The sequence below is a fragment of the Leifsonia soli genome (genome assembly GCF_013408745.1).
Lineage (GTDB): Bacteria > Actinomycetota > Actinomycetes > Actinomycetales > Microbacteriaceae > Leifsonia > Leifsonia soli.
In genome coordinates, this window is the sequence record NZ_JACCBJ010000001.1 from 1,984,775 (window position 1) to 2,008,690 (window position 23,916).

At 70.7% G+C, this 23,916-nt stretch carries 23 protein-coding genes; 4 read left to right on the plus strand and 19 right to left on the minus strand.

Features of this window, described 5'->3' with window-relative positions; all coding sequences use genetic code 11:
- Nucleotides 1–67 precede the first annotated feature (67 nt).
- Both BJ963_RS09600 and BJ963_RS09605 read left to right on the plus strand, forming a co-directional pair.
- On the plus strand, nt 68–664 hold the full coding sequence (locus BJ963_RS09600; protein WP_179456235.1) for a hypothetical protein: 597 nt from the start codon (nt 68–70) through the stop codon (nt 662–664).
- Nucleotides 665–704: 40 nt separating this feature from the next.
- A complete protein-coding gene (locus tag BJ963_RS09605; RefSeq protein WP_179456237.1) occupies nt 705–1,496 on the plus strand; it encodes a Bax inhibitor-1/YccA family protein in 792 nt (263 codons plus the stop codon).
- Between the two features lie 71 nt (nt 1,497–1,567).
- Here BJ963_RS09605 and guaA read toward each other — a convergent pair whose 3' ends face one another.
- The 7 genes from guaA to BJ963_RS09640 form a co-directional block, all read right to left on the minus strand.
- Nucleotides 1,568–3,181 carry a glutamine-hydrolyzing GMP synthase gene (gene guaA / locus BJ963_RS09610; RefSeq protein ID WP_246298022.1) on the minus strand — a complete coding sequence of 538 codons (1,614 nt, stop codon included), beginning with the start codon at nt 3,179–3,181 and terminating at the stop codon, nt 1,568–1,570.
- Nucleotides 3,182–3,206: 25 nt separating this feature from the next.
- Nucleotides 3,207–3,656: a DUF3817 domain-containing protein gene (locus tag BJ963_RS09615; protein ID WP_089908678.1), complete on the minus strand. Its 450-nt coding sequence runs from the start codon at nt 3,654–3,656 to the stop codon at nt 3,207–3,209.
- A 4-nt stretch (nt 3,657–3,660) separates the two neighbouring features.
- Entirely contained in the window at nt 3,661–4,479 is an 819-nt protein-coding gene (locus tag BJ963_RS09620) for an SURF1 family protein (RefSeq protein ID WP_179456239.1), read from the minus strand.
- Nucleotides 4,480–4,535: 56 nt separating this feature from the next.
- On the minus strand, nt 4,536–5,900 hold the full coding sequence (locus BJ963_RS09625; protein ID WP_179456241.1) for a cation:proton antiporter: 1,365 nt from the start codon (nt 5,898–5,900) through the stop codon (nt 4,536–4,538).
- 6 nt (nt 5,901–5,906) lie between these two features.
- On the minus strand, nt 5,907–6,437 hold the full coding sequence (locus BJ963_RS09630; RefSeq protein ID WP_179456243.1) for a cation:proton antiporter regulatory subunit: 531 nt from the start codon (nt 6,435–6,437) through the stop codon (nt 5,907–5,909).
- A 169-nt stretch (nt 6,438–6,606) separates the two neighbouring features.
- Nucleotides 6,607–8,475 carry an FAD-dependent oxidoreductase gene (locus tag BJ963_RS09635; protein WP_179458093.1) on the minus strand — a complete coding sequence of 623 codons (1,869 nt, stop codon included), beginning with the start codon at nt 8,473–8,475 and terminating at the stop codon, nt 6,607–6,609.
- A 102-nt stretch (nt 8,476–8,577) separates the two neighbouring features.
- Nucleotides 8,578–9,696, minus strand: a complete 1,119-nt coding sequence (locus BJ963_RS09640; RefSeq protein WP_089908665.1) for a GuaB3 family IMP dehydrogenase-related protein — start codon at nt 9,694–9,696, stop codon at nt 8,578–8,580.
- A gap of 66 nt (nt 9,697–9,762) precedes the next feature.
- Here BJ963_RS09640 and BJ963_RS09645 point away from each other — a divergent pair, with 66 nt between their 5' ends.
- The gene (locus tag BJ963_RS09645) at nt 9,763–10,920 is read left to right on the plus strand and encodes an aminotransferase class I/II-fold pyridoxal phosphate-dependent enzyme (protein ID WP_179456245.1); all 1,158 of its coding nucleotides are present in this window, start codon (nt 9,763–9,765) and stop codon (nt 10,918–10,920) included.
- A 13-nt stretch (nt 10,921–10,933) separates the two neighbouring features.
- On the opposite strand, the gene BJ963_RS09650 is transcribed toward BJ963_RS09645, so the two are convergent.
- The 4 genes from BJ963_RS09650 to groES form a co-directional block, all read right to left on the minus strand.
- On the minus strand, nt 10,934–12,622 hold the full coding sequence (locus BJ963_RS09650; RefSeq protein ID WP_179456247.1) for an ABC-F family ATP-binding cassette domain-containing protein: 1,689 nt from the start codon (nt 12,620–12,622) through the stop codon (nt 10,934–10,936).
- A gap of 100 nt (nt 12,623–12,722) precedes the next feature.
- Nucleotides 12,723–14,225, minus strand: a complete 1,503-nt coding sequence (gene guaB, locus BJ963_RS09655; RefSeq protein ID WP_089908659.1) for an IMP dehydrogenase — start codon at nt 14,223–14,225, stop codon at nt 12,723–12,725.
- Nucleotides 14,226–14,322: 97 nt separating this feature from the next.
- Nucleotides 14,323–15,264, minus strand: a complete 942-nt coding sequence (gene rarD, locus BJ963_RS09660) for an EamA family transporter RarD (RefSeq protein WP_179456249.1) — start codon at nt 15,262–15,264, stop codon at nt 14,323–14,325.
- A gap of 79 nt (nt 15,265–15,343) precedes the next feature.
- Nucleotides 15,344–15,640, minus strand: coding sequence for a co-chaperone GroES (gene groES, locus BJ963_RS09665; RefSeq protein ID WP_055894868.1), 297 nt, complete (start codon nt 15,638–15,640; stop codon nt 15,344–15,346).
- A gap of 155 nt (nt 15,641–15,795) precedes the next feature.
- Here groES and BJ963_RS09670 point away from each other — a divergent pair, with 155 nt between their 5' ends.
- A complete protein-coding gene (locus tag BJ963_RS09670) occupies nt 15,796–16,983 on the plus strand; it encodes a class I SAM-dependent methyltransferase (RefSeq protein WP_179456251.1) in 1,188 nt (395 codons plus the stop codon).
- A gap of 32 nt (nt 16,984–17,015) precedes the next feature.
- Here BJ963_RS09670 and BJ963_RS09675 read toward each other — a convergent pair whose 3' ends face one another.
- From BJ963_RS09675 to glmS, 8 genes are all read right to left on the minus strand, one after another.
- On the minus strand, nt 17,016–17,633 hold the full coding sequence (locus tag BJ963_RS09675) for a DUF4190 domain-containing protein (protein WP_179456254.1): 618 nt from the start codon (nt 17,631–17,633) through the stop codon (nt 17,016–17,018).
- Between the two features lie 120 nt (nt 17,634–17,753).
- The gene (tsaD, locus tag BJ963_RS09680) at nt 17,754–18,857 is read right to left on the minus strand and encodes a tRNA (adenosine(37)-N6)-threonylcarbamoyltransferase complex transferase subunit TsaD (RefSeq protein ID WP_179456256.1); all 1,104 of its coding nucleotides are present in this window, start codon (nt 18,855–18,857) and stop codon (nt 17,754–17,756) included.
- Nucleotides 18,854–19,354 (minus strand): ribosomal protein S18-alanine N-acetyltransferase, encoded by a 501-nt coding sequence (gene rimI / locus BJ963_RS09685; RefSeq protein WP_089908647.1) that lies wholly within the window; start codon nt 19,352–19,354, stop codon nt 18,854–18,856. Before rimI ends, tsaD begins: the two co-directional genes overlap by 4 nt.
- Nucleotides 19,351–19,971 carry a tRNA (adenosine(37)-N6)-threonylcarbamoyltransferase complex dimerization subunit type 1 TsaB gene (tsaB, locus tag BJ963_RS09690; RefSeq protein ID WP_179456258.1) on the minus strand — a complete coding sequence of 207 codons (621 nt, stop codon included), beginning with the start codon at nt 19,969–19,971 and terminating at the stop codon, nt 19,351–19,353. Before tsaB ends, rimI begins: the two co-directional genes overlap by 4 nt.
- 9 nt (nt 19,972–19,980) lie before the next feature.
- Nucleotides 19,981–20,526 carry a tRNA (adenosine(37)-N6)-threonylcarbamoyltransferase complex ATPase subunit type 1 TsaE gene (gene tsaE, locus BJ963_RS09695; protein ID WP_179456260.1) on the minus strand — a complete coding sequence of 182 codons (546 nt, stop codon included), beginning with the start codon at nt 20,524–20,526 and terminating at the stop codon, nt 19,981–19,983.
- Complete coding sequence (gene alr / locus BJ963_RS09700) at nt 20,523–21,653, minus strand: alanine racemase (protein WP_179456262.1); 1,131 nt, start codon at nt 21,651–21,653, stop codon at nt 20,523–20,525. The genes tsaE and alr overlap by 4 nt, the downstream gene beginning before the upstream one ends.
- Nucleotides 21,641–21,997, minus strand: coding sequence for a holo-ACP synthase (locus tag BJ963_RS09705; protein WP_089908634.1), 357 nt, complete (start codon nt 21,995–21,997; stop codon nt 21,641–21,643). The genes alr and BJ963_RS09705 overlap by 13 nt, the downstream gene beginning before the upstream one ends.
- Nucleotides 21,998–22,001: 4 nt before the next feature.
- Nucleotides 22,002–23,852: a glutamine--fructose-6-phosphate transaminase (isomerizing) gene (gene glmS, locus BJ963_RS09710; protein ID WP_089908631.1), complete on the minus strand. Its 1,851-nt coding sequence runs from the start codon at nt 23,850–23,852 to the stop codon at nt 22,002–22,004.
- Nucleotides 23,853–23,916: the final 64 nt, after the last annotated feature.

Genomic DNA, 23,916 nt, shown 5'->3' on the forward strand with positions numbered 1-23,916 from the left:
AGGACGCGGTCCACCCCGGGCAGCGACATGCCGCGCCGCGGCCACCTCGGAGTGCCAGAATCGACGGGTGTCCGCCGATTCCAGCACGGCTCCCGCGCCCCGCGATCCCGCCGGGCCGGGTGCCGGCGCGCCCGGCCGCGGCGGCTGGACGGAACCCGCCTCCCTGCTCCCGCTCCGCTGGGGCGCGTACCGCCCCCGTCTGGTCGCGGGGCTCGCGATGCTCGTCGCCGGGACCGCATGCGTGCTCGGGACCACGACGTACAGCCTCACCCTCCTCCTCATCGGGTCTCTCATGCAGCCCGCTGGGTGGGCCGTGCTCCCGTCGACGATCGGCCGCCGGGTCGCGGTGCCGCTGCCCGTGCTCGGGTTCACGTGGCTCATGCTCGGCGGCTCGGGCTTCGCCTGGTGCTACGCGGTCGTCCTCGCGGCCTGGCTGCTCGTCCGCCTCCGACCGCTCCCGTCGTTCGCCGTGCTCCTCCTCCCGGCCGCCTGGAGCGCCCTCCTCCCCCTGTTCGTCCACGACTACGAGCACGGCTGGATCACGATCGTCACGAGCACGGCGGTCATCGTCGGGGCCGCCTGGCTGGCGAAATGGATCGCGATCCGATTCGATTCATGGCAATCTGTCAGAACTCTCAGAAAAGAACCCCGTAGATTTGACTGAAGACGACCGGTAACCGGTCCACCCATAGAACGAGGAGCTCATGGCACTCAACAACCCGGCCTTCTCTACGAACCCGGCGTTCTCCCCCAACGGTCAGGCGGCGACCGTCTCCGCCGAGAAGCTGGAGCAGATGTACCAGTCGCCGTCGGCGACGGCCGTGGACACCGACCGGATGACGGTCGAAGACACCATCACCAAGACGGCGATCTGCTTCGTCCTCCTGCTCGCGGGCGCCGGCGTCGGCTGGTTCGTCCCCGTTCTCGCCATCCCCGCCGCGATCGTCGGCTTCGTGCTGGCGCTCGTCAACATCTTCAAGCGCAAGCCCTCCCCCGGCCTCATCCTCGGATACTCGGCCGCGCAGGGCATCTTCCTCGGGGCCATCTCGATGTTCTTCGAGTCGCAGTGGTCGGGCATCGTCATCCAGGCGGTCATCGCGACGTTCGCCGTCGTGGGCGTCACCCTGGCGCTCTTCGCCTCGGGCAAGATCCGCGCCTCGGCGAAGGCCACGAAGATCTTCCTCATCGCGATGTTCGGCTACCTCGCCTACTCGCTGGTCAACCTGGTCCTGATGTGGACGGGCGTGACCGGCGGCAGCTTCGGCCTGAACAGCGTCGAGCTCGGCAACACCGGCATCAAGCTGGGCCTGATCATCGGCCTCCTGGTCGTCCTGCTCGGCGCCTACTCGCTGGTGCTCGACTTCGACGCGATCAAGCAGGGCGTCGCGAACCGCGCCCCGCGCATCTACGGCTGGTCGGGCGCCTTCGGCATCATGGTCACGGTCATCTGGCTGTACCTCGAGATCCTCCGCATGCTGGCGATCTCGCGCGACTGACGCCGCCGCTAACGCAGAAGGCCCGGGATGCTGTCTCAGCATCCCGGGCCTTCTGCGTTACCGGTGCGGGATCACTCCCACTCGATCGTCCCCGGCGGCTTCGACGTGACATCGAGCACCACGCGGTTCACGCCGTCCACCTCGTTGGTGATGCGGTTGGAGATCTTCGCGAGCAGGTCGTAGGGCAGTCGTGTCCAGTCGGCCGTCATGGCGTCCTCGCTGGACACCGGGCGGAGCACGATCGGGTGGCCGTAGGTCCGGCCGTCGCCCTGCACGCCGACCGAGCGCACGTCGGCCAGCAGCACGACGGGGCACTGCCAGATCTCGGCATCGAGGCCGGCGGCGGTCAGTTCCGCACGCACGATCGCGTCGGCGTCGCGCAGCAGGTCGAGACGCTCCTGCGTGACCTCGCCGACGATGCGGATGCCGAGCCCGGGGCCGGGGAACGGCTGACGCGAGACGATCGCCTCCGGCAGTCCCAGCTCGCGTCCGATGGCGCGCACCTCGTCCTTGAACAGTGTCCGCAGCGGCTCCACGAGCTCGAACTGCAGGTCCTCCGGGAGGCCGCCGACGTTGTGGTGGCTCTTGATGTTGGCGGTGCCCGTGCCTCCGCCCGACTCCACCACGTCCGGGTACAGCGTGCCCTGGACGAGGAACCGGATGGGGTCGCCCTCGCTCGCCGCCTCGGCGATCAGGTCGGCCTGCGCCTTCTCGAAGACGCGGATGAACTCGCGGCCGATGATCTTGCGCTTCGTCTCCGGGTCGCTGACGCCGGAGAGCGCGTCGAGGAACTGCTTCTGCGCGTTCACGGTCACAAGCCGGACGCCCGTCGCGGTGACGTAGTCCTCCTCCACCTGGCGCGCCTCGTCCTTGCGGAGCAGCCCGTGGTCGACGAACACGCAGACCAGCTGGTCGCCGACGGCCTCGTGGACCAGCGCGGCCGCGACGGCGGAGTCGACCCCGCCGGAGAGGGCGCAGATCACGCGGCCGGACCCGACCTGAGCGCGGATGGCCGCCACCTGGTCGGCGATCACGTTGCCGCTGTTCCAGTCGGCCGGGATGCCGGCCGCCCTGTGGAGGAAGTTCTCGAGCACGGCCTGGCCGTAGGCGGAGTGCTTGACCTCGGGATGCCACTGGACGCCATACAGCTTGCGCTCGTCGTTGGCGAACGCCGCGACGGGGGTTCCGTCGGTCGAGGCGAGAACGTCGAAGCCCTCGGGCGCGCGGGCGACCGAGTCGCCGTGGCTCATCCAGGCGGTTTGCTCGGCCGGCTGCCCCTCGAGCAGGACGCCGGAGTCGGAGATCCGGACGGCGGTCGAGCCGTACTCGCGCTGGCCGGTCTTCGCGACCTCGCCGCCGAGCGCGGTCGCCATGACCTGGAAGCCGTAGCAGATGCCGAGCACCGGGACGCCGAGATCGAGGATGGCCTCGTCGAGCTGCGGTGCGCCCTCCTCGTACACCGAGGACGGTCCACCGGAGAGCACGATCCCGGAGGGTCGCTTGGCGGCCACCTCGGCCGCGGTGACCGTGTGGGGCACGATCTCCGAGTACACGTTCGCCTCGCGCACGCGCCGGGCGATCAGCTGCGCGTACTGCGCGCCGAAGTCGACCACCAGGACCGGCCCGGACGGATTGGCGGAGTCGGCTCCGCCCAGAAGATCGGTGAACGCCGCATCCGTGCTCATCGGGTCAGGGCTCCTTGTCTCGCCGCTAATGTGCCGCCTCCACGAGGTCGGCTGCCTCGGCCTCACGGCCGGCCAGGTACGACTTCACCTGCTTGGTGATGCGGGCCTCCACGAAGAACGAGAGGAACGGGACGACGCCACCGAGGGCGATCATCACGAACTTCGTGAACGGCCAGCGCATCAGACTCCACAGGCGGAAGTCGGAGATCAGGTACACGACGTACAGCCAGCCGTGCGCGATGAGGATGCCCGTGCTCAGGTCCACGCCGGTCGGTGCGACGGCGGTCTGCACGGGGACGAAGGTGAGGGCTCCGTAGTTGCTGAAAGCGAAGAGCTCGTACCCGAGGCCGTACTTGACGATCATCTCGGCGCACAGGAGCAGCAGCATGATGCCCGTGACGTACGCGAACACCTGGTAGAACCGGAGCGCCCCGCGGATCTTCGGGAAGTCTTCGAGCTTGGGAGCGAGGGGCATGGGCCTATTCTAAAGGCTCGACCCGGGGGTTCTCCCCGGCAGCCGCATCCTGCTTCTCGCGCTCGAGCAGCTGCTCCTCGCGCAGCTCGTCCTCCCGCTGCTTGGCGTCCTTCACCAGGCGGTACCAGAGGAACACCGCGAAGCAGGCGAAGATGATCCACTCGGCCGCGTAGAAGATGTTGAGCCAGTTGAGCTCGGTCTGCGCGATCGGCGGCGGGGAGGAGATCTGGACGAGCCCGGCCGGCGCTCCGCGCTCGACGACGTACGCCGCGTACACGGGCATGTCGTCGACGCCGGTCCAGAGGTTGTAGAGGGCGCCGACGCCGAGCGTCCGCATCGCCGTGGGGTCCTTCTTGTCGGTCGGCACCTCGGGCTGCTCGTCGGGCAGGATGCGGCCGACGATGCGCTGCGGACCGGCATCCGGCTGCCGCGACAGCCGCTCGACCGCCGCCTGCGCGGCCGCCTTGTCCGGCGCCCACCCGCGCGCGACGGCGAGCGCCACCGGCCGGCCGTCCCGCTCCAGGTTCAGGTGGCCGACGACCCACCAGCCGCTCCGTCCGTCGTTGAGGCGGTCGTGGAGAAGCTGGTAGTCCTCCGGCACGAACGTCCCGGTGAACTCGACCAGCTGGCCGACGGCCACGTCGCGGAGGGGCGACGACGGACCGGCGACCTCCGCAAGCGGGAGCACCGTCTCGCTCGGCGCCTCGACGGCCTTGCCGGACTCGACAGCACGCTCGAGCTGCCACTGGCCGAGCCAGGCGAACCCGGCGGCGAGGAGCAGCGCGAACAGGAGCGCGCCGATCCACCGCGGGCGCCGCATCATCTGGAAGAGGGTGGTCTCGCCGGCGATCGGCTCGGCCCCCGTGGTCGTCTCGATGGTCAGTCCCGTTCCCGTTCGCCGCTGATGTCTTCCTGCATCGCCCGCTCGACCATCCGGTCGACGGCCCGCTGCGTCTCGTCGGCGCTCGTCGTCTCGCGCCGTGCGTCCGAGTCGAAGTCGGCGGTCGCTGCCTCGACCAGGGCGATCTCCTCGTCCAGCATGGGCTCGCGCTTCTTCTTCCTGTCCCGTCGGCGTGACGGCCCGGACCGTAGGATCATCGCACCGATCTTCTCGGAGTTCGCTGCGAGGATCGGCCCGATCACCGCCATCACGAGCACGTAGAGACCGGCGAACGGCTGGATGCGCTCGTCCAGCCCGGCGGCGAGCGACAGCGTCGCCAGGATGAGGGCGAACTCCCCGCGGTTCTGCAGGATGACCGTGGTGTTGATGCCCGCCTGCACGCCCATGCCGTTGATCCAGGCGACGAACTGGCCGGCCCCGATGTTGAGCAGGATGGTGAGCACCACCGCGATCCCGACGGGCAGCAGCACGGACGGGAACTTGGCCGGGTCGAGCGCGAGGCCGAAATTGAGGAAGAAGAAGGCCGCGAACACATCCCGCAGCGGGATGGCGATCTGCTCGATCTTCCTCCGGTACTTCGTCGCCCCGAGGACGAGGCCGATGAGGAAGGCGCCGATCGCGTCGGTCACGCCGAGCAGCTCGCCGATGCCGGCGAACAGCACGGCGAAGCCGAAGAACAGGATGGTGAAGAGTTCGTCGTCCTTGGTGCGGAACAGCCGCGAGACGAACCGGCCGCCCCAGCGCGCGACCGTGAACATCACGACCAGGAAGGCGAAGGCGATGGCGAGCTTGCCGACCACCGGCCAGAAGTCGGTCTCGCCGCTCAGCACGACGGAGACGATCGCCAGGTAGATGGCGATGAAGATGTCCTCGACGACGGTGACGCCGAGGATCATCGGGGTCTCGGTGTTCGCCAGCCGCCGGAGCTCGATCAGCAGCTTCGTCACGATCGCCGAGGACGACGTCGCCGTCATCCCGGCGATGATGAGCGCCTCCCGCGTTCCCCAGCCGACCATGAACCCGAAGATCAGGCCGACGCCCATGTTGATGACGATGTACGAGCCGCCGGAGACGATCAGCTTGCCGAAGTTGCCGAAGAACTCGTCCTGGTCGAACTCCAGGCCGAGATTGAACAGCAGCAGGATGAGCCCGAAGATCGCGATGAGCTCGATGTAGTCGCTCTCGAAGTTGAGCGGGAACCAGCCGGTGTGCGGACTGGCCAGCAATCCGACCAGCATGTAGATGGGGATCGCGGGGAGACTCACCAGCCTGCCGAGGCGCCCGAGCACGTACGCGACGAGCAGGAGGATGCCGAGAATGATGAGGTCTTCGCCGAGATGCATCGTCGATCAGCCTCCGGGCGGAGCGTCGGCGGTGACCCGGTGGGCGACCTCGCCCGTGCGGAAGAACGAGAACGCCTTCGCGACCTTCTCCGGCGTTCCGGCGACCACGAGCGTGTCGCCGGGGAACACCTTGAAGTCGGGAGCGGGCGCGGGGTTGGCGGAGTCCCCGCGCACCACGGCGACGACCGCGAGGCCGACGAAGCCGCGGTCGCCGGGCGCGCCGAGCTGCTGGCCGGCGATGTAGTCGTCGTAGTCGACGGTGAACCAGTCGATGCTGAGCCCGGGGATCTGGTCGAGCGCCGTCAGCGCCTCGGTGATCTGCGTGCCGCCGAGCAGCTCCGCCAGCGTGTGGGCCTCATCCTCGTTGAGCCGGAGCGACACCTTGGTGACGTCGCTGCCGTCCTCGTGGTCCGAGAAGGTGATCAGGTCGCTGTGGCCGGACCGGTGCGCGATGACGCCGACTTTGCCGCCATCGTCGGTCACGAAGGTGTGGAGCACTCCGACCCCGGGCAGCTTCACCCGTCGAACGTCTACCATCATCCGTCTCCATCCGCCGGGTGGGCCGGCATAAGGGGGGTATGCCTCCAGCCTACCGGAGGCGCGCGGAGGCCCTCCCGGAGAGCGGACTCCGGAAGGGCCTCGTGCGATGCCTCGCGTCGGTGCGGCGGCTAGCCGTCGGTCTGGGGTCTAGCCGTCGGTCTGGGGTCTAGCCGTCGGTCGGGGGTGCGTCCTCCGCGCCTGCGCCCTGCACGTGCTTCGGCGCCGCCTGGTCGGCGCTCGTCGGAGTGCCGGCCCGGGACGTGCCGGCCTTCGCCGTTCCGGCCTTCGCTGCGGCAGCCTTCGACGCGGACTTCGCGGCGGCGGCGTCGGCTTCGACGATGTCGGGCGCTTCGAGGCGGATGCGGTCGGCCGACTCGTCGTCGGGCTGCAGCTGGCTGGCGCGCTCCGCCTCGACCCGCCGCAGGTAGGTGCGCACTTCGCGCTCCTCCCGGTCGGAGTCCCAGCCGAGCACGCGCGCCATGAGCGACGCGGCGACCGGGGCGGCGGAGGCGCCGCGGTCCCACGCCTCGATGGAGATGCGCGTGCGCCGGGCGAGCACGTCCTCCAGGTGCAGCGCGCCCTCGTGCGTCGCCGCGTAGACGACCTCCGCGCCGACGTAGTCGTCCGCGCCGGGCAGCGGGTCGGCCAGCGACGGGTCCTCGCGGATGAGGGCGAGGATGTCCTCGGCGAAGGTGCCGTAGCGGTTGAGCAGGTGCTCGATGCGGGCGACGTGGAGGCCGGACTCCTGGGCGATCCGGTGGCGCCGGTTCCACGCGGCCTGGTAGCCCTCCGCGCCGACCAGCGCGATGTCCATCGTCGTGGATGCGGGCGTCTTGCCGTCGAGGGCGCTGACGGCGGCATCCACCGCGTCCTTCGCCATCACGCGGTAGGTCGTCCATTTGCCGCCCGCGATGACCACGAGACCCGGCACCGAGTGGGCGACCAGGTGCTCGCGGGACAGCTTCGACGTCTGCTCGGACTCTCCGGCAAGGAGGGGCCGGAGCCCCGCGTAGACGCCCTCGACGTCCTCCCGCGTCAACGGGATGTTGAGGATCTCGTTGACGTGGGCGAGCAGGTAGTCGATGTCGGCGGCGGTCGCTGCGGGGTGCGCCTTGTCGAGGTGCCAGTCCGTGTCCGTCGTGCCGATGAGCCAGTGCCGGCCCCAGGGGATGACGAAGAGCACGCTCTTCTCGGTGCGCAGCAGGAGGCCCATCGTCGACTGGAAGCGGTCCCGCGGCACCACCAGGTGGATGCCCTTGGACGCGCGCACCTTGAACTGGCCGCGCTCCCCCACCATCGACTGCGTGTCGTCCGTCCAGACGCCGGTCGCGTTGACGACCTGCTTGGCGCGGATGTCGAACCGCTCGTCGGTCTCGAGGTCGTGGGCCCGGACGCCGACCACCCGCTCGCCGACCTTGATGAAGCCCTCGACCCGCACGCGGGAGGCGATGTGGGCGCCGTAGTGCGCCGCGGTCCGCACCAGGTTGGCGACGTAGCGGGCGTCGTCGACCTGCGCGTCGTAGTAGGTGATGCCGCCGACCAGGGCGTCCTTGTTCATGGACGGAATGGCGTTCAACACCTGCCGCTTGCTCAGGTGCCGGTGGTGCGGGACGCCGGGAGGCCGACCTCCTGTGTACGAGAAGATGTCGTACAGCATCATCCCCGCGCCGATGTAGAAGCGCTCCCACACCCGCTTGTGCAGCGGGTACAGGAAGCGCACGGGCTTCACGAGGTGCGGAGCGATGCGCTGCAGCAGCAGCCCGCGCTCGATGAGGGCCTCGCGGACCAGGCGGAAGTCGAGCTGCTCGAGGTAGCGGATGCCGCCGTGGACCAGCTTGGACGACCGGCTGGAGGTTCCCGAGGCGAAGTCGCGCGCCTCCACGAGTCCGGTGGTGAGACCGCGCGTCGCCGCATCCACCGCCGACCCCGCGCCGACGATGCCGCCGCCGACCACCAGGATGTCGAGCTCGGTGTCCTTGAGCGCCGCGATCGCCGCCGCGCGCTCCGCCGGACCGAGCCGCGACGGGTAGGTCACGGCCGGGTTCGATGCGGGCGTCGCATGCCTGTCGCCGCCTGGGGCAGATTGGGACTTCACCATCGTTCTCTCCCTCTCCGGCCGCCATCGGCCGGCGCTGCTCTACTGCGTACGGTACGGCGCGACGACCACCTCGACGCGCTGGAACTCCTTCACGTCCGAGTATCCCGTCGTGGCCATGCTCCGGCGCAAGGCTCCCACGAGATTCGCAGAGCCCTCGGCCACGGGAGCCGGCCCGTAGAGGACCTCCTCGAGCGGCGCGACCTGGCCAACGGCGACGCGGTTGCCGCGCGGCAGCTGCGAGTGATGCGCCTCGGCGCCCCAGTGCCAGCCGCCCCCGGGGGCGTCGGTGGCGCGGGCGAGGGTGGTGCCGAGCATGACGGCGTCGGCGCCGCAGGCGATCGCCTTGACGATGTCGCCGGAGCTGCCGAGCCCGCCGTCGGCGATGACGTGCACGTAGCGGCCGCCCGACTCGTCCATGTAGTCGCGGCGGGCGCCGGCGACATCCGCGACGGCGGTGGCCATGGGCGCGTGGATGCCGAGGGTGGATCGCGTGGTGGACGCCGCGCCGCCGCCGAAGCCGACGAGCACGCCGGCCGCGCCGGTGCGCATGAGGTGCAGCGCCGCGGTGTAGGTGGCGGCGCCGCCGACGATGACGGGGACGTCGAGCTCGTAGATGAACTTCTTGAGGTTGAGCGGCTCGACGTTCTTCGACACGTGCTCCGCGGAGACCGTGGTCCCGCGGATGACGAACAGGTCGACGCCGGCGTCGACGACCGTCTCGTAAAGCTCCTGGGTGCGCTGCGGCGAGAGCGCGCCGGCCACGGTGACGCCGCCCTCGCGGATCTCGGCGAGCCGGCGGGTGACGAGCTCCGGCTTGATCGGCTCGGAGTAGATCTCCTGCATCCGGCTCGTCGCGCGCTCGGCCGGGAGCTCGCGGATCTCGGCGAGCAGCGGCTCGGGGTCCTCGTACCGGGTCCAGAGGCCCTCGAGGTCGAGCACGCCGAGGCCGCCGAGCTGGCCCATCATGATGGCCGTCGTCGGCGAGACCACCGAGTCCATCGGGGCGGCGATGAACGGGATGGAGAACTGGTAGGCGTCGATCGTCCACGACACGGAGACGTCCTCCGGGTCGCGGGTGCGGCGGCTCGGAACCACGGCCACGTCGTCGAAGGCGTACACACGGCGGGCGCGCTTGGCGCGGCCGATCTCGATCTCCATACTCACGCGCTTCAGTCTAGGCCGCGCACCTGTCCGGCGTCGGGGGCCTGTGGAAAGGTGGATGTCGTGACCGTCGAAGCCGAACCCCTCAGCCGTCTCCGTCAGCGCACCAGCGAGAAGTGGCGCGCGTATCCGGACGACGTCCTCCCGCTGTTCGTCGCCGAGATGGACTACCCGCTCGCTCCCCCGGTCGCCGCGGCGCTGCACGCGGCGGTCGACCGCAGCGACACCGGCTACATCGGGCCGGACGATCGCACGCAGCGCGCCTTCGCCGACTTCGCGCGCGACCGCTGGGGCTGGGAGGTCGACCCTGCGCAGACCCGGACCACCACCGACGTGAGCGTGGTGATCGTGGAGGCGCTGCGGATGCTGATCGAGCCAGGCGACCGGGTCGTCATCACCACCCCGGTCTACCCGCCGTTCTTCGAGCTCATCCCCGAGGCAGGCGGCGTGGTCGAGGAGGTGCCGCTGCTGGAGGGCGGCACGGACGGGCGCGGCTGGGCGCTCGACCTGGCGGGCCTGGAGCGGGCGTTCGCGGGAGGGGCGAAGGCGTTCCTGCTGTGCAATCCGCACAATCCGCTCGGGCTGATCCATCCGCGCGCCGAGCTGGAGGCCGTCGCGGCGCTCGCGGCCCACCACGGCGTGTTCGTTCTGAGCGACGAGGTGCACGCGCCGCTCACCCACTCCGACGCGACCTTCACGCCGTTCCTCAGCGTGTCGGACGACGCCCGGCGCATCGGCGTCGCCGCGCACTCCGCCAGCAAGGCCTGGAACCTGGCGGGGCTCAAGTGCGCGCTGTTCGTGACGGCGTCGCCCGAGCAGGCCGAGCGCATCCACGCTCTGCCCATCGAGGTGGAGGTGCGCACCAGCCACTTCGGCCGCATCGCCACCGAGGCGGCCTACCGGGACGGTCGACCCTGGCTCGACGACGTGCTGCGAGCGATCGAGACCAACCGCGAGCTCCTGTCCGTCTTGCTCACCGACCGCCTGCCGCGCGCCCGTTACCGCGAGCCGCTCGCCGGCTATCTCGCCTGGATCGACCTGCGGGAGCTGGGCTGGGGCGACGACCCGGCGGCGCGCATCCTCGAGGAGGCCCGCGTCGCGGTCAACCCCGGGATCGACTTCGGCGCGCCCGGCGCCGGCTTCATCCGGCTCAATCTCGCGTGCTCCCCGGAGGTGCTGACCGAGGCGATCGACCGGATCGCCGAGCTGGACCGCCGCTGACGCCGACCAGCCGTCACCGTGCCCGGCTGACCCTCCGCTCGTCCCACACCGGCTCGTCGGCCTCGTAGACCGCGCCGTCCGAGCCGAACACCAGGAACCGGTCGAAGCCGCGGGCGAACCAGCGGTCGTGCGTGACCGCGATGACCGTCCCCTCGAAACCGGCGAGACCCTCCTCGAGCGCCTCGGCCGAGACCAGGTCGAGGTTGTCGGTCGGCTCGTCGAGCAGCAGCAGGGTCGCACCGGAGAGCTCGAGCAGCAGGATCTGGAGGCGCGCCTGCTGGCCGCCCGAGAGCGACTCGAAGGTCTGCTCGGCGGCCCCGGCGAGCCCGTAGCGGTCGAGCACCCGGCTCGCCGCCTCCCGCGGGAGCCCGTCACGTCGTTCGTCCCCGCGGTGCAGGATCTCCAGCAGCGTGCGCCCGACCAGCTCGGGATGCTCGTGGGCCTGGGCGAACAGGCCGGGGGCGACCCGCGCGCCGAGTCTCGCGGTGCCGGTGTGCGGAACCGGCGCGCCGGCGGACTCCGCCGATGCGAGGTGGCCCGCCGCCGGGTCGGGGTCCGTGCCCCCGGCCGCGAGCAGCCGGAGGAAGTGCGACTTGCCGGAACCGTTCGACCCGAGCACCGCGATGCGCTCACCGAACCAGACCTCCGTGTCGAACGCGCGCATCAGCCCGGTGAGCTCCAGGTCGTCGACCTGGAGCACCCGGCGGCCGGTGCGGGACCCGGTCAGGCGCATCCGCACGTTCTGCTCGCGCGGCACCGCCTGCGGCGGCCCGGCGGCCTCGAAGCGCGCGAGGCGGGTCTGCGCGGCTTGATAGGCGCTCGCGAGATCGCTGTTGTACTTCGCCTTCTCCTTGAAGCGCAGCACGAGCGCCTTCAGCTTGGCGTGCTCCTCGTCCCACCGGCGGCGCAGCTCCTCGAGCCGGTCCATCCGCTCGCGCCGTGCCTCGTGGTAGCCGGCGAAGCCGCCGCCGTGCGTCCACGTCGTGTTCCCGGCAGCGCCGAGCTCCAGCGTGATGATCCTGTCCGCCGCGTTGGCGAGCAACTCCCGGTCGTGCGAGACGACCAGCACGGTCTTCTGCGTCGCGCGGAGCTGCTCCTCCAGCCAGCGCTTCGCCGGGACGTCGAGATAGTTGTCCGGCTCATCCAGCAGCAGCACTTGCTCCGGCCCGCGCAGCAACGCTTCCAGCACCAGCCGCTTCTGCTCACCGCCGGACAGGCTGCGGACCGCCCGATGGCGCGCACGCTCGAACGGCACGCCGAGCGCGGCGACCGTGCACTGATCCCAGACGACCTCCTGCTCGTATCCCCCGGCGTCGGCGTACTCGGCGAGCGCGGTCGCATAGCGCAGCTGCGTGTCGGTCTCGTCGCGTTCGATGATGGCGTTCTCAGCGGCCTCCAGCGCTTCGGCTGCGGCCTTCACCGCCTTCGGCGCCACTCCCACCAGGAGGTCGTGCACCGTCCGGTCGTCCCGGACGTGTCCGACGAACTGGTCCATCACCCCGAGACCGCCGTCGATGACGACGCCCCCGGCATCGGGCCGGAGCTCACCGCGGATGATCCGGAGCAGGGTCGACTTCCCCGCCCCGTTCGCGCCGATGAGAGCGCCGACGCGCCCCTCCCCGACCCGGAACGAGACGTCGTCGAGAAGCGGTCGGCCGTCGGCGAGCGTGTAGGAGACGCCGGAGACGTCGATGTGGCTCATGGGGGTGATCCTGATCTGGGAGGCGGGCAAAGCCTTCCAGAGTAGACGAAACCGCCGCCCGAGGGAACGGGCGGCGGTTTCTCAGACCTGGACCTGCGTGTCAGCGACGGTAATTGGGCGCCTCCACGACCATCTGCACGTCGTGCGGGTGCGACTCCTTGAGCCCGGCCGCCGTGATGCGCACGAACTTGCCGCGCGACTTGAGCTCCGGGATGGTGCGGGCGCCGACGTAGAACATCGACTGCCGCAGACCCCCGACCAGCTGGTACGCGACCGCGGACAGCGGGCCGCGGAACGGCACCTGACCCTCGATGCCCTCGGCGATCAGCTGCTCGTCGCTCGGCACGTCCGCCTGGAAGTAGCGGTCGCGCGAGTAGGACGTCTTCTTGCCGCGGGTCTGCAGGGCGCCGAGCGACCCCATCCCGCGGTAGTTCTTGAACTGCTTGCCGTTGACGAACACGAGCTCGCCCGGCGACTCCGAGGTCCCGGCCAGCAGCGACCCGAGCATGACGCTGTCCGCTCCGGCGACGAGGGCCTTCGCGATGTCGCCCGAATACTGGAGGCCGCCGTCGGCGATGAGCGGCACGTTCGCCTCGCGTGCGGCGAGCGACGCCTCGTAGACCGCCGTCACCTGCGGGACGCCGACACCGGCGACGACGCGGGTGGTGCAGATGGAGCCGGGGCCGACGCCGACCTTGATGGCGTCGGCGCCTGCGTCGATGAGCGCCTGCGCACCAGAGCGGGTGGCGACGTTGCCGCCGATGACGTCGACGTGCGACGCGCGGGGCTCTGCCTTGAGACGGCGGATGATGTCGAGCACGCCGGCGCTGTCGCCGTTGGCGGTGTCGACGACGATCACGTCGACGCCCGCGTCCACCAGCGTCATCGCGCGCTGCCAGGCGTCTCCGAAGAACCCGATCGCGGCGCCGACGCGCAGCCGGCCCTCGTCGTCCTTCGTGGCGTCCGGGTACTTCTCGCTCTTGTCGAAGTCCTTCACCGTGATGAGGCCGCGGAGCTTGCCGTCCGCATCCACCAGGGGCAGCTTCTCGATCTTGTGCTCGGCGAAGATGGCGACGGCCGAGTCGGGGTCGATGCCGACCGGGGCGGTGATGAGCGGCTGGCGCGTCATGACGTCGCGGACCTTGGTGGTCGACCGCTCGAACGGCGAAACGAACCGCATGTCGCGGTTGGTGATGATGCCGACCAGGGTGCCGTCGGGCTCGACGACCGGGAGACCGCTGACGCGGAACTGGCCGCAGAGCGCGTCGACCTCTTCGACGGTGGCCTCCGGTGTCGTGGTCACCGGGTTGGTGATCATGCCCGACTCGGAGCGCTTCACCTTGTCGACGTGCGACGCCTGGTCCTCGATCGAGAGGTTGCGGTGGATGATGCCGATACCGCCCTGGCGCGCCATGGCGACGGCCATGCGCGACTCGGTGACGGTGTCCATCGCGCTGGAGAGCAGCGGGGTCGCCATCGAGATGCGCTTGGTCAGGCGGGTGGTGGTGTCCGCCTCACTGGGGATGACGTCGGTATGCCCGGGGAGGAGCATGACGTCGTCGTAGGTCAAACCGATGAAACCGAACGGATCCGCCTGATCCATCTCACCCCTTCAAAGATGCATCCCGTGTGAGGACGCGCGACTGTGGATGCTCAATGGTAACGGCAGAATCTGGACGGATATTCCGGCCGGTGCGCGGTCAGTCGACCGGGGCCAGATCGAGCTCGGCCGCGCGCTTGCCCTGCCGTGCGGCGACGATCATGTCGATGCTCAGGATGAGCAGCGCGAGCCACACGATGGCGAACCCGACCCAGCGCTCCGGCGGCATCGCCTCGTGCAGTACGGCGACGCCGACGACGAACTGGATGAACGGCGCGAAGTACTGGATGAAGCCCATGTAGACGAGAGGGAGACGCCGGGAGGCCGCCGCGAAGAACAGCAGCGGGACGGCCGTGATGACGCCGGCCCCGACGAGCAGCACCGTGTGCCAGACGCCCGCCGTCCCGATCGTGAGCGCACCGGTGACGGCGACGACGACGAGCTGGATGATGGCGACCGGGGTCAGCCACATCGTCTCGAGGGTCAGGCCGGAGAGCGCATCCACCCGGTTGCCGACGCGCTTCTTGATCAGCCCGTAGAGGCCGAACGAGAAGGCGAGGATGAGGGCGATCCACGGCATCGAGCCGTAGCCGACGGCCAGGACGATGACGGCGACGACGCTCACGCCGACGGCGACCCACTGGGCGACGCGCAGCTTCTCCCGCTGAACGACGACGCCGAGGAATACGGTGACGATCGGGTTGATGAAGTAGCCGAGCGCCGCCTCGACGACGTGGCCGCTCACCGTCGCCAGCACGTAGGTCTGCCAGTTGACGTAGATGAGGGCTCCGGCGAGGCCCATGGTGAAGAGGACCCGCTTGTCGGTGAGCAGTGCGGTGAACGCCCGCCAGGAGCGCGTCACGGTGATCGCGATCGCGCAGAACCCGAGGGAGAAGATCACCCGCCAGCCGACGATCTCCCAGGCGCTGGCCGGCGCGAGCGCCAGGAAGTAGATCGGGAGGATGCCCCAGAGGACGTACGCGGAGACCGCGTAGACGAGTCCGGACGTGCGGTGGGAGCTGAGGTCGTCGGAGGGTGCCACTCGTCCGACTCTACCGCCGCGGCCGGGAACGACGACGGCCCGGATGCTCAGAGCATCCGGGCCGTCGGTGAAGGGTTCGTCAGCGGACGACGACCGCGAGCACGTCGCGGGCCGACAGGACGAGGTAGTCCTCGCCGCCGAACTTGACCTCGGTGCCGCCGTACTTCGAGTAGATGACCTTGTCGCCGACAGCGACGTCGAGCGGGACGCGGTTGCCGTTGTCGTCGATGCGACCCGGACCCACCGCGACGACCTCGCCCTCCTGCGGCTTCTCCTTGGCGGTGTCGGGGATGACCAGACCGGAAGCAGTGGTCTGCTCAGCCTCGACCTGCTTGATGACGATGCGATCCTCGAGCGGCTTGATGGAGACCGACACGTTGACCCCTTTCCTGTGAAGAACAGTGTCTCTACTAAGACTGATTAGCAAACTCGCAGTGAGAGTGCTAACACGAGTCTAGGGGGTGCGTTAGCAGTCACGCAACGTGAGTGCCAGGCCGGGCGGGCCGGGACGTCCGGGGTAGCGTTGAGCGCATGGAACGTTCCGAGCTGGTCGCCCTGCTGAGCCCGGAAGGGCTGCGCCTGCTCGACTCCCTTCCGCCATACAGCAGCGAGCGGGATGTGCTGGCCATCGTCAGCGATCTCCGCAAGCAGGGGCACTCCCCGGCCCTGGTCGCGGCCGTCCTGACCCAGTCGAAGCTCCGCAGGAAGGCCGTCGCCAAGTTCGGCGACTTCGCGTCGCAGATGCTGTTCACCGAGGCGGGACTGGAGCAGGCGACCCGGCTTCCGGTCGCCGCCCGCCACGCCGGACGGTTCCGTGCCGCCGGTCTCCGCCGCGTCGCCGACCTCGGCTGCGGCATCGGCGGCGATGCGCTCGCCATCGCCGCGCTCGACCTCGACGTCCTGGCGGTCGAGGCGGACGAGGTGACCGCGGCCATCGCCTCGTTCAACCTGGCCCCGTTCCCCAGCGCCCGGGTCGAACACCGACGCGCTGAGGACGTCGACCTGCGCGAGATCGACGGCGTCTTCCTCGACCCGGCCCGCCGCACGGCCGGCCACACCCAGACGGAGCGCCTCACCGATCCCGACGACTACACCCCCTCGCTCGGCTTCGCGTACGAGCTCGCCACCGGCCGGTCCGTCGGGCTGAAGCTCGGTCCGGGGTTCGACCGCGACCTCATCCCCTCGACGGCGGAGGCGCAGTGGGTGTCCGCCGACGGGCAGGTCGTCGAGCTCGGGCTGTGGTTCGGTGCACTCGCCCGCCCCGGCATCCGCCGCGCGGCGCTCGTGCTGCGCGGCGACCAGGCGGACGAGCTGACGGCCGACGCGGACAGCCCCGACGAAGAGGCGGGCCCCCTCGGCGAGTACCTGTACGAGCCGGACGGCGCCGTCATCCGCGCGCGGCTCATCGGCGACCTCGCGCGCAGGCTCGGCGGCCGGATGCTCTCGGAGCAGATCGCGTACATCACGACCGACCGGGCGACCGAGACGCCGTTCGCCGCCGGTTTCCGCGTGCTCGAGTCGCTGCCCTACGCCGAGAAGGACCTCAAGAAGGCGCTCCGTCAGCGCGGCATCGGCACCCTCGAGATCAAGAAGCGCGGAGTGGACGTCGACCCGGCCGCCCTGCGCCGCAGGCTCGGGCTCAACGGCGACCGCCCGGCGACCCTGATCCTCACCAGGGTCGCCGGGCGGCACACGGCGTTGCTCGCCGAACGGCTCTGAGGCCGCCGGCGGGCTGTTTCAGAGGGCGCTGATCAGTACGTGCCCTGGTAGCTCGCGATGCTCGCGAAGATGATCGCGAGGAAGATCCAGTAGATGATCGCGATCAGGATGCTCACGAATCCCAGGATGATACCGGTGAGCCAGAAGCCCTTGGCCTGCGGCTCCTTGTTGCGGCCGATGAAACCGAGCACGACCGCCGCGATGCCGAACAGGAACCCGATGCCCCAGGCGATGTTGAGCAGGATGCCCAGGATGCCGCCGACCAGGGACAGGATGCTCAGGATCGGCGACTTGGCGGCCGGCTGCCCGTAGGGCTGCGCGTAGCCGGGCGCGGGCTGACCGTAGGCCGGCTGGCCGTACGGCTGCTGACCCGGCTGGCCCGGCTGCTGACCGTAGGGCTGCTGGTACGGCTGGCCGTATCCCGGCGCCGGCGGCTGCTGACCGTATCCCGGTGCGGGCGGCTGCTGGCCGTATCCGGGAGCCGGCGGCTGCTGGCCGTAGTCCGGGGCAGGCGGCTGCTGGCCGTAGCCCGGCGCGGGCGGCGGGACGGCGCCGGTGTCGGACGCGGGAGGAGTAGGGGGCGGCGGCGGAACCGATCCGTTCTGCGAGTTCGGGTCCGTCGGTTCGACGGGGGCGTTCGGGTCGGTCATGAGACCCATCTCCTTCGGTGCGGAAGCTGGTGGTCGGCGCCTCGGCGGAAACACATTTCCTGAGAGAACGCTGTATCAGATCTATCGTGGCAGGGCCCCCGGAGGGTGTCAACGCACCACTCAGGCGGTGACCTGGATGTCCGTCACGGGGAGGGTGGAGTCGGCTGAGAAGGTGAGCTCGCTCGGGCGGTGGCCCGCCATGATGAGCTGCGCGCCCAGCGCGGCGATCATGGCGCCGTTGTCCGTGCAGAGCGACAGGGCGGGGATGCGCAGCGCGACACCGGCCTCGGCGGCCCGGGCGACGGCGAGCTGGCGCACGCGGGCGTTGGCCACGACACCGCCGCCGAGCAGCAGTCGCGGCACGTCGTGATCGCGGCAGGCGACGAGCGCCTTCGTGATCAGCACGTCGGCCACCGCCTCGCGGAACGACGCAGCGACGTCGGCGACGGGCACCTCCTCGCCCGCGTCCTGCCGCTGCTCGACCCACCGCGCCACCGCGGTCTTGAGGCCGGAGAAGGAGAAGTCGTAGCGGTGGTTCTCGAGGTCCTTCGGGCGGGTCAGCCCGCGCGGGAAGCGGATCGCCTTCGGGTCGCCGTCGGCGGCGACGCGGTCGATCTGCGGTCCGCCGGGATACGGGAGGCCGAGCACGCGCGCGACCTTGTCGAAGGCCTCCCCCGCCGCGTCGTCGATGGTCTCGCCGAGCAGCCGGACGTCCGAGACGAGGTCGCGGACGAGGAGCAGGGAGGTGTGCCCGCCCGAGACGAGCAGGGCGATGGTCGGCAGCTCCACCGGGTGCCCCGGTCCGCCCTGCGCGTCGAGCAGGTCGGCCCCGACGTGTCCGACGAGGTGGTTGACCGCGTACAGCGGCTTGCCGAGCGACACCGCGAGCGCCTTGGCCGCGCCGACGCCGACCATGAGCGCACCCGAGAGCCCCGGACCGCTCGTCACCGCGATGGCGTCGACATCGGCCAGCTCGATCCCGGCGTCCGCGACGGCCGTCCGCAGCGTCGGCTCGAGGGCCTCCAGGTGCGCGCGGGCGGCGACCTCCGGCACGACTCCGCCGTAGCGGGCGTGCTCCTCCATCGACGACGCGATCGTGTTGGCGAGCAGGGTCGTCCCCCGGACGATCCCGATCCCGGTCTCGTCGCACGACGTCTCGATGCCGAGCACGAGCGGCTCCGTCACGGATGCCGGATCGAGGCGAGTGGATGCTGCACTGGTCATGCGACGGTGGTCTCCGGGCTGGGGACGGCGAGACGCATGACGATCGCATCCACGCCGTCCGGCTGGTAGTACTTCGGGCGCACGCCGATCTCCTCGAAACCGAGGTCGCGGTAGAGGGTCTGGGCGCCCGGGTTGTCGGCGCGCACTTCGAGGAACACCTCGCGGGCGCCGCGTTTCCGCGCCTCCGCGATCAGCGCGAGCATGAGCCGGCGGCCCAGCCCGCGACGGCGGGCGTGCGGAGCGACGGCGATCGTCTGGATGTCGCCCTCCCCTCCCCCGTGCGGGGCGAGGAGGCCGGCGTATCCGTCGATGCGGTCCGGCGACTCCGGCTCGAAGGCGACCAGGTAGTAGCCGTGCTCCCCGGCGACCTCGGAGCGCATGGACCGCTCCGACCAGGCGTCGTTCTCGAAGATGCTGCGCTCCAGCTCCATGATCGCGGGCACGTCGGCGGGCGCGGCGCGACGCAGCTGGTGGACGGCACGGGCCGGATCGGTCACGCCGTCACCCGCTTCGGCCCGGCGGACGGCGTCACATCCGGCGAGCGCAGGTAGAGGGCGACATCGGCGTCCATCGGGAGCCGGTTCGCGTAGCGGAGCTCTGCGATCATCCCGAGCCGGCCGGCGGGGACCACGTCCGCGTCGAATCGCGTGACGTCCGGATGCGGCAGCTCGTCCGGCCGCGCGAGTCCGGGACCGTCGAGGCGGACCGGGAGTCCGAACTCGTCGACGCCGGAGTAGGCCGTCCAGTAGCGCTCGCGGCGGCGGGCGTCCGTGACGACGAGCAAGGGACCCGCGTGGCCGGCCTCATAGCGGTCGTAGGCGACCGCGTCGTGGCTGACGACCGGGACGAGCGGCTTGCCCGCGCCGATCGCGAACGCCTTCGCGGCTGCGATCCCGACCCGGAGTCCGGTGAACGGACCGGGACCCATCCCCGCCACGACGCCCGACAGGGAGCGCACCTCGATGCCGGCGACGGTGAGCGCCTCGTCGATCAGGGTGCCGATCACCTCGGCGTGGCGCATCGTGTCGGTCTCGATGACCTCCGAGAGGACTCCGCCCTCCCGGTCGACGACGGCGACGCTGGTCCCGGCGGACGTGTCGATGGCGAGGAGCATGCTTCCAGCCTAAGCGGGATCGACGGGTGACGGGCCCGCCGCCGATGCCCACCGCGGGCCGAACCCGGTCAGCGTGACGGTGCGCGGTTCGTCGGCGTCGTCGACCTCGGCGTCGGCTGCGTCCCCCTGGCCGGCCGCGCCCTCGGCCGCGCCCGTCGGCCGCTCGATCGCGACCTCGAGCCACGACTCGGCGACGCCGTCGAGCATCCCGGCGCCCCACTCCACCACGACGACGGACCGCGCGAAGTCGATGTCGAGGTCGTCGAGCTCGAGCGCACTCGACAGGCGGTAGGCGTCGACGTGCACGAGCGGTGCGCCGCCGGAGAGGCTGGGATGCGTCCTGGCCAGCACGAAGGTGGGGCTGGTCACCGGGCCGCGCACCTCCAGTCCCTCGCCGATCCCCCGCGTCAGCGTGGTCTTGCCCGCGCCGAGCGGACCGGACAGCACGACGAGATCGCCGGGGCGGAGCGCCGCGGCCAGCTCGCGCCCGAGGTGGTGCATCTCGTCGGCGGTGGCGATCCGCCGGACGGCGGGCACCTGCAGCGCAGCCGTCATCGGGCGCCTCCGGTGTAGCTCCGTCTCAGCCGGCCGCCCAGGCGGGTCACGATCTCGTAGTTGATGGTGTCCGCGGCCTCGGCCCAGTCGTCCGCGCCCGGCACACCGGTCGCGGGGTCGCCGAAGAGGACGACCTCGTCTCCGACCGCCACCTCCAGGTCGCCGACGTCGACCACGAACTGGTCCATCGCCACCCGCCCGCTGATGCGGAACGTGCGGCCGCCGATCGAGACGGGACCGCGATTCGACGCGTGACGCGGGATCCCCTCCGCGTACCCGAGCGGGACGAGCACGAGCGTCGTCTCCTTCTCGGTGCGGTACGTGTAGTCGTACGAGACGCCCTTCCCCGCCGGCACGCGCCGGACGGCGGCCACCCGGCCGCGCAGCGTCATCGCCGGGCGCAGTCCGAGCTCGACGGCCGACGCGCGACCGAACGGCGACAGCCCGTACACGGCGATGCCGAGGCGGACGAGATCGAAGCGGGACTCCGGCAGCGAGAGAGCCGCCGCACTCGCGGCGATGTGCCGCAGCTCGGGCTGGAGCCCGGCGACGGATGCGCGGTCGAGGGCGCGCTCGAACACCGCGATCGCCGCACGGTCGTCGTCCGGTGAGGCGTTGGACAGGTGCGAGAAGATCCCGCGCACGCGGATCAGCCCGGCGACCTCCAGCTCGCGCGCTCGCGCGACCACCGCATCCCACTCGGACTCCGGGATGCCGTTGCGGCTCAGGCCCGTCTCGATCTTGAGCTGCACGACGGCCGGCCGCGCGGGCGATGCCACGGCCGCCGCCGCCTCCAGCTGGGAGCGCGACGAGACGCCCAGGTCGAGGTCGGCGCGCACGGCTTCGGCGAACTCCTCCTCCGGGTCGTGCAGCCAGGCCAGCACCGGAGCGGTGATGCCGGCCTCGCGCAGCGCGAGGCCCTCGGCGATCTCGGCGACGCCGAGCCAGTCGGCCCCGCCCGAGAGTGCCGCGCGCGCGCACTCGACGGCGCCGTGGCCGTATGCGTCCGCCTTGACGACCGCCATCGCGTGCGGCGTCCCGACCAGCTCGCGCAGGCGTGCGACGTTGGCGCTCACCGCATCCAGGTCGACGACGCGCTCGCGGAACGCCGCGGTCACGGCGCGCACTCCGCCACGACGAACGCCGTCGCCACCCCCGCGTCGTGCGTCATCGACACGTGGATGCGGACGATGCCGCGCTCGCGGACCTGCGCCTCGACCACGTTGTGCAGCACGAAACCGGGGTTCCTCTCGGCATCCGGGACGATCTCCATGTCGTGCCAGCGCACGCCCTCGGAGCCGCCGAGCGCCTTGATCAGCGCCTCCTTCGCGGCGAACCGCGCCGCGAGGGAGTGCACGGGCAGCTGGCGCTCGTCCTCCGTGAACAGCCGGTCGCGCAGCTTCGGCGTGCGGGCGATCGACCGCTCGAAGCGGGCCAGATCGACCACGTCGACCCCGATGCCGGCGATCACGGCGTCACTCGACGGTGACGGACTTGGCCAGGTTGCGCGGCTGGTCGACGTCGAGGCCCTTGGCCGCCGACAGCTCCATCGCGAAGATCTGCAGCGGGACGACCGCGAGCAGCGGCTCGAACAGCGGAGCGGCCAGCGGGATCCGGATGACCTCGTCGGCGAACGGCAGCACGGCGGCGTCTCCGGCCTCCGCGATCGCGATGACGCGGGCGCCGCGTGCGCGGATCTCCTGGATGTTCGAGACGACCTTCTTGTGCAGCTCGTCCGACCAGCGCGGGCTCGGCACGACGACGAACACCGGCTGCCCGGGCTCGATCAGGGCGATCGGCCCGTGCTTCAGCTCGCCGGCGGCGAAGCCCTCGGCGTGGATGTAGGCGAGCTCCTTGAGCTTCAGCGCACCCTCCAGCGCGATCGGGTAGCCCACGTGACGACCGAGGAACAGCACCGCGCGGGTGTCCGACATCCACTTGGCCAGCTGAGCGATCTCGGCGTGCGACTCGAGCACCGTGGCGATCTTGGCGGGGACCTCCTGCAGCTCCTCGATCGCGTCGCGCTGCTGCGCCGCGCTCAGGGTGCCGCGCACGCGCGCCAGGTGCAGACCGAACAGGTACAGCGCGGTGATCTGGGCGACGAAGGCCTTCGTCGACGCGACGGCGACCTCCGGGCCGGCGTGCGTGTAGAGCGCGGCGTCCGACTCCCGCGGGATGGTCGCGCCCTGCGTGTTGCAGACCGAGATCGCCTTCGCGCCGCCCTCGCGGGCGTACTTGACGGCCATCAGCGTGTCCATCGTCTCGCCGGACTGGCTGATCGAGATGACGAGGGTGCCATCGGTGAGGACCGGCTCGCGGTAGCGGAACTCGTGGCTCAGCTCGACCGTGACGGGCACGCGCGCCCACTTCTCGATCGCGTAGCTGCCGACCAGGCCCGCGTAGGCGGCGGTGCCGCAGGCGATGATCGTGATGCGGTCGATGCCCGCGAAGTACTCGTCGCCGAGCGCATCGAGCTCGGGGATGTGCACGGTGCCGTCGACGAGACGGCCGCGGATGGTGTTGGCCACCGCATCCGGCTCTTCGGCGATCTCCTTGGCCATGAACGACGACCAGCCGCCCTTCTCGGCGGCGGAGGCGTCCCACGCGACCTCGAACGGCTCGACCTCGACCGGCGCGCCGGCGAAGTCGGTGACCGTCACGCTGTCCGGCGTGATGGTGACGATCTGGTCCTGCCCGATCGCCATCGCCCGGCGGGTGTGCTCGACGAACGCGGCGACATCAGAGCCGAGGAAGTTCTCGCCGTCGCCGAGCCCGATGACGAGCGGGGAGTTGCGGCGGGCGCCGACGACGACGTGCGGCTGGTCCTGGTGCATGGCGAGGAGGGTGAACGCGCCCTCGAGGCGCGAGACCACGCTCTGGAACGCCTCGGGCAGGTCACCCGTCCGCCGGTACTCGCGGCCGAGCAGCACGGCGGCGACCTCCGTGTCGGTCTCCGACGCGAAGGTGAAGCCGTCGGAGAGCAGCTCGTCCTTCAGCGTCGCGAAGTTCTCGATGATGCCGTTGTGGATGACGGCCAGGCGTCCGTCGTCACCCAGGTGCGGGTGGGCGTTGACGTCGGTCGGGCCGCCGTGGGTCGCCCACCGGGTGTGGCCGATGCCGGTCTGCCCGTTCGGGATGGGGTGCTCCTGCAGGTCTTCGGTCAGCACGGACAGCTTCCCGGCCTTCTTGGCGGTGCCGAGGGCCCCGTCCGGGCCGATCACGGCGATGCCGGCGGAGTCGTATCCGCGGTACTCCAAGCGCTTCAGACCGCCGAGAAGCACCTCGAGGCTCTTGTCGGTACCGACGTACCCCACGATTCCACACATGCACCCGAGTCTATCGTGGGTCATAGTGGGAGCCTGCTCGGAGCGCCCCCTAGAATTGGGGCCC

Coding starts and splice junctions, on each gene's coding strand:
- BJ963_RS09605 (WP_179456237.1), top strand. CDS start 705: ATGGCACTCAACAACCCGGCCTTCTCTACGAACCCGGCGTTCTCCCCC.
- guaA (WP_246298022.1), bottom strand. CDS start 3,181: ATGAGCACGGATGCGGCGTTCACCGATCTTCTGGGCGGAGCCGACTCC.
- BJ963_RS09615 (WP_089908678.1), bottom strand. CDS start 3,656: ATGCCCCTCGCTCCCAAGCTCGAAGACTTCCCGAAGATCCGCGGGGCG.
- BJ963_RS09620 (WP_179456239.1), bottom strand. CDS start 4,479: ATGATGCGGCGCCCGCGGTGGATCGGCGCGCTCCTGTTCGCGCTGCTC.
- BJ963_RS09625 (WP_179456241.1), bottom strand. CDS start 5,900: ATGCATCTCGGCGAAGACCTCATCATTCTCGGCATCCTCCTGCTCGTC.
- BJ963_RS09630 (WP_179456243.1), bottom strand. CDS start 6,437: ATGGTAGACGTTCGACGGGTGAAGCTGCCCGGGGTCGGAGTGCTCCAC.
- BJ963_RS09640 (WP_089908665.1), bottom strand. CDS start 9,696: ATGGAGATCGAGATCGGCCGCGCCAAGCGCGCCCGCCGTGTGTACGCC.
- BJ963_RS09650 (WP_179456247.1), bottom strand. CDS start 12,622: ATGAGCCACATCGACGTCTCCGGCGTCTCCTACACGCTCGCCGACGGC.
- guaB (WP_089908659.1), bottom strand. CDS start 14,225: ATGGATCAGGCGGATCCGTTCGGTTTCATCGGTTTGACCTACGACGAC.
- BJ963_RS09670 (WP_179456251.1), top strand. CDS start 15,796: ATGGAACGTTCCGAGCTGGTCGCCCTGCTGAGCCCGGAAGGGCTGCGC.
- BJ963_RS09675 (WP_179456254.1), bottom strand. CDS start 17,633: ATGACCGACCCGAACGCCCCCGTCGAACCGACGGACCCGAACTCGCAG.
- tsaD (WP_179456256.1), bottom strand. CDS start 18,857: ATGACCAGTGCAGCATCCACTCGCCTCGATCCGGCATCCGTGACGGAG.
- tsaB (WP_179456258.1), bottom strand. CDS start 19,971: ATGCTCCTCGCCATCGACACGTCCGCCGGGACCAGCGTCGCCGTCGTC.
- tsaE (WP_179456260.1), bottom strand. CDS start 20,526: ATGACGGCTGCGCTGCAGGTGCCCGCCGTCCGGCGGATCGCCACCGCC.
- glmS (WP_089908631.1), bottom strand. CDS start 23,852: ATGTGTGGAATCGTGGGGTACGTCGGTACCGACAAGAGCCTCGAGGTG.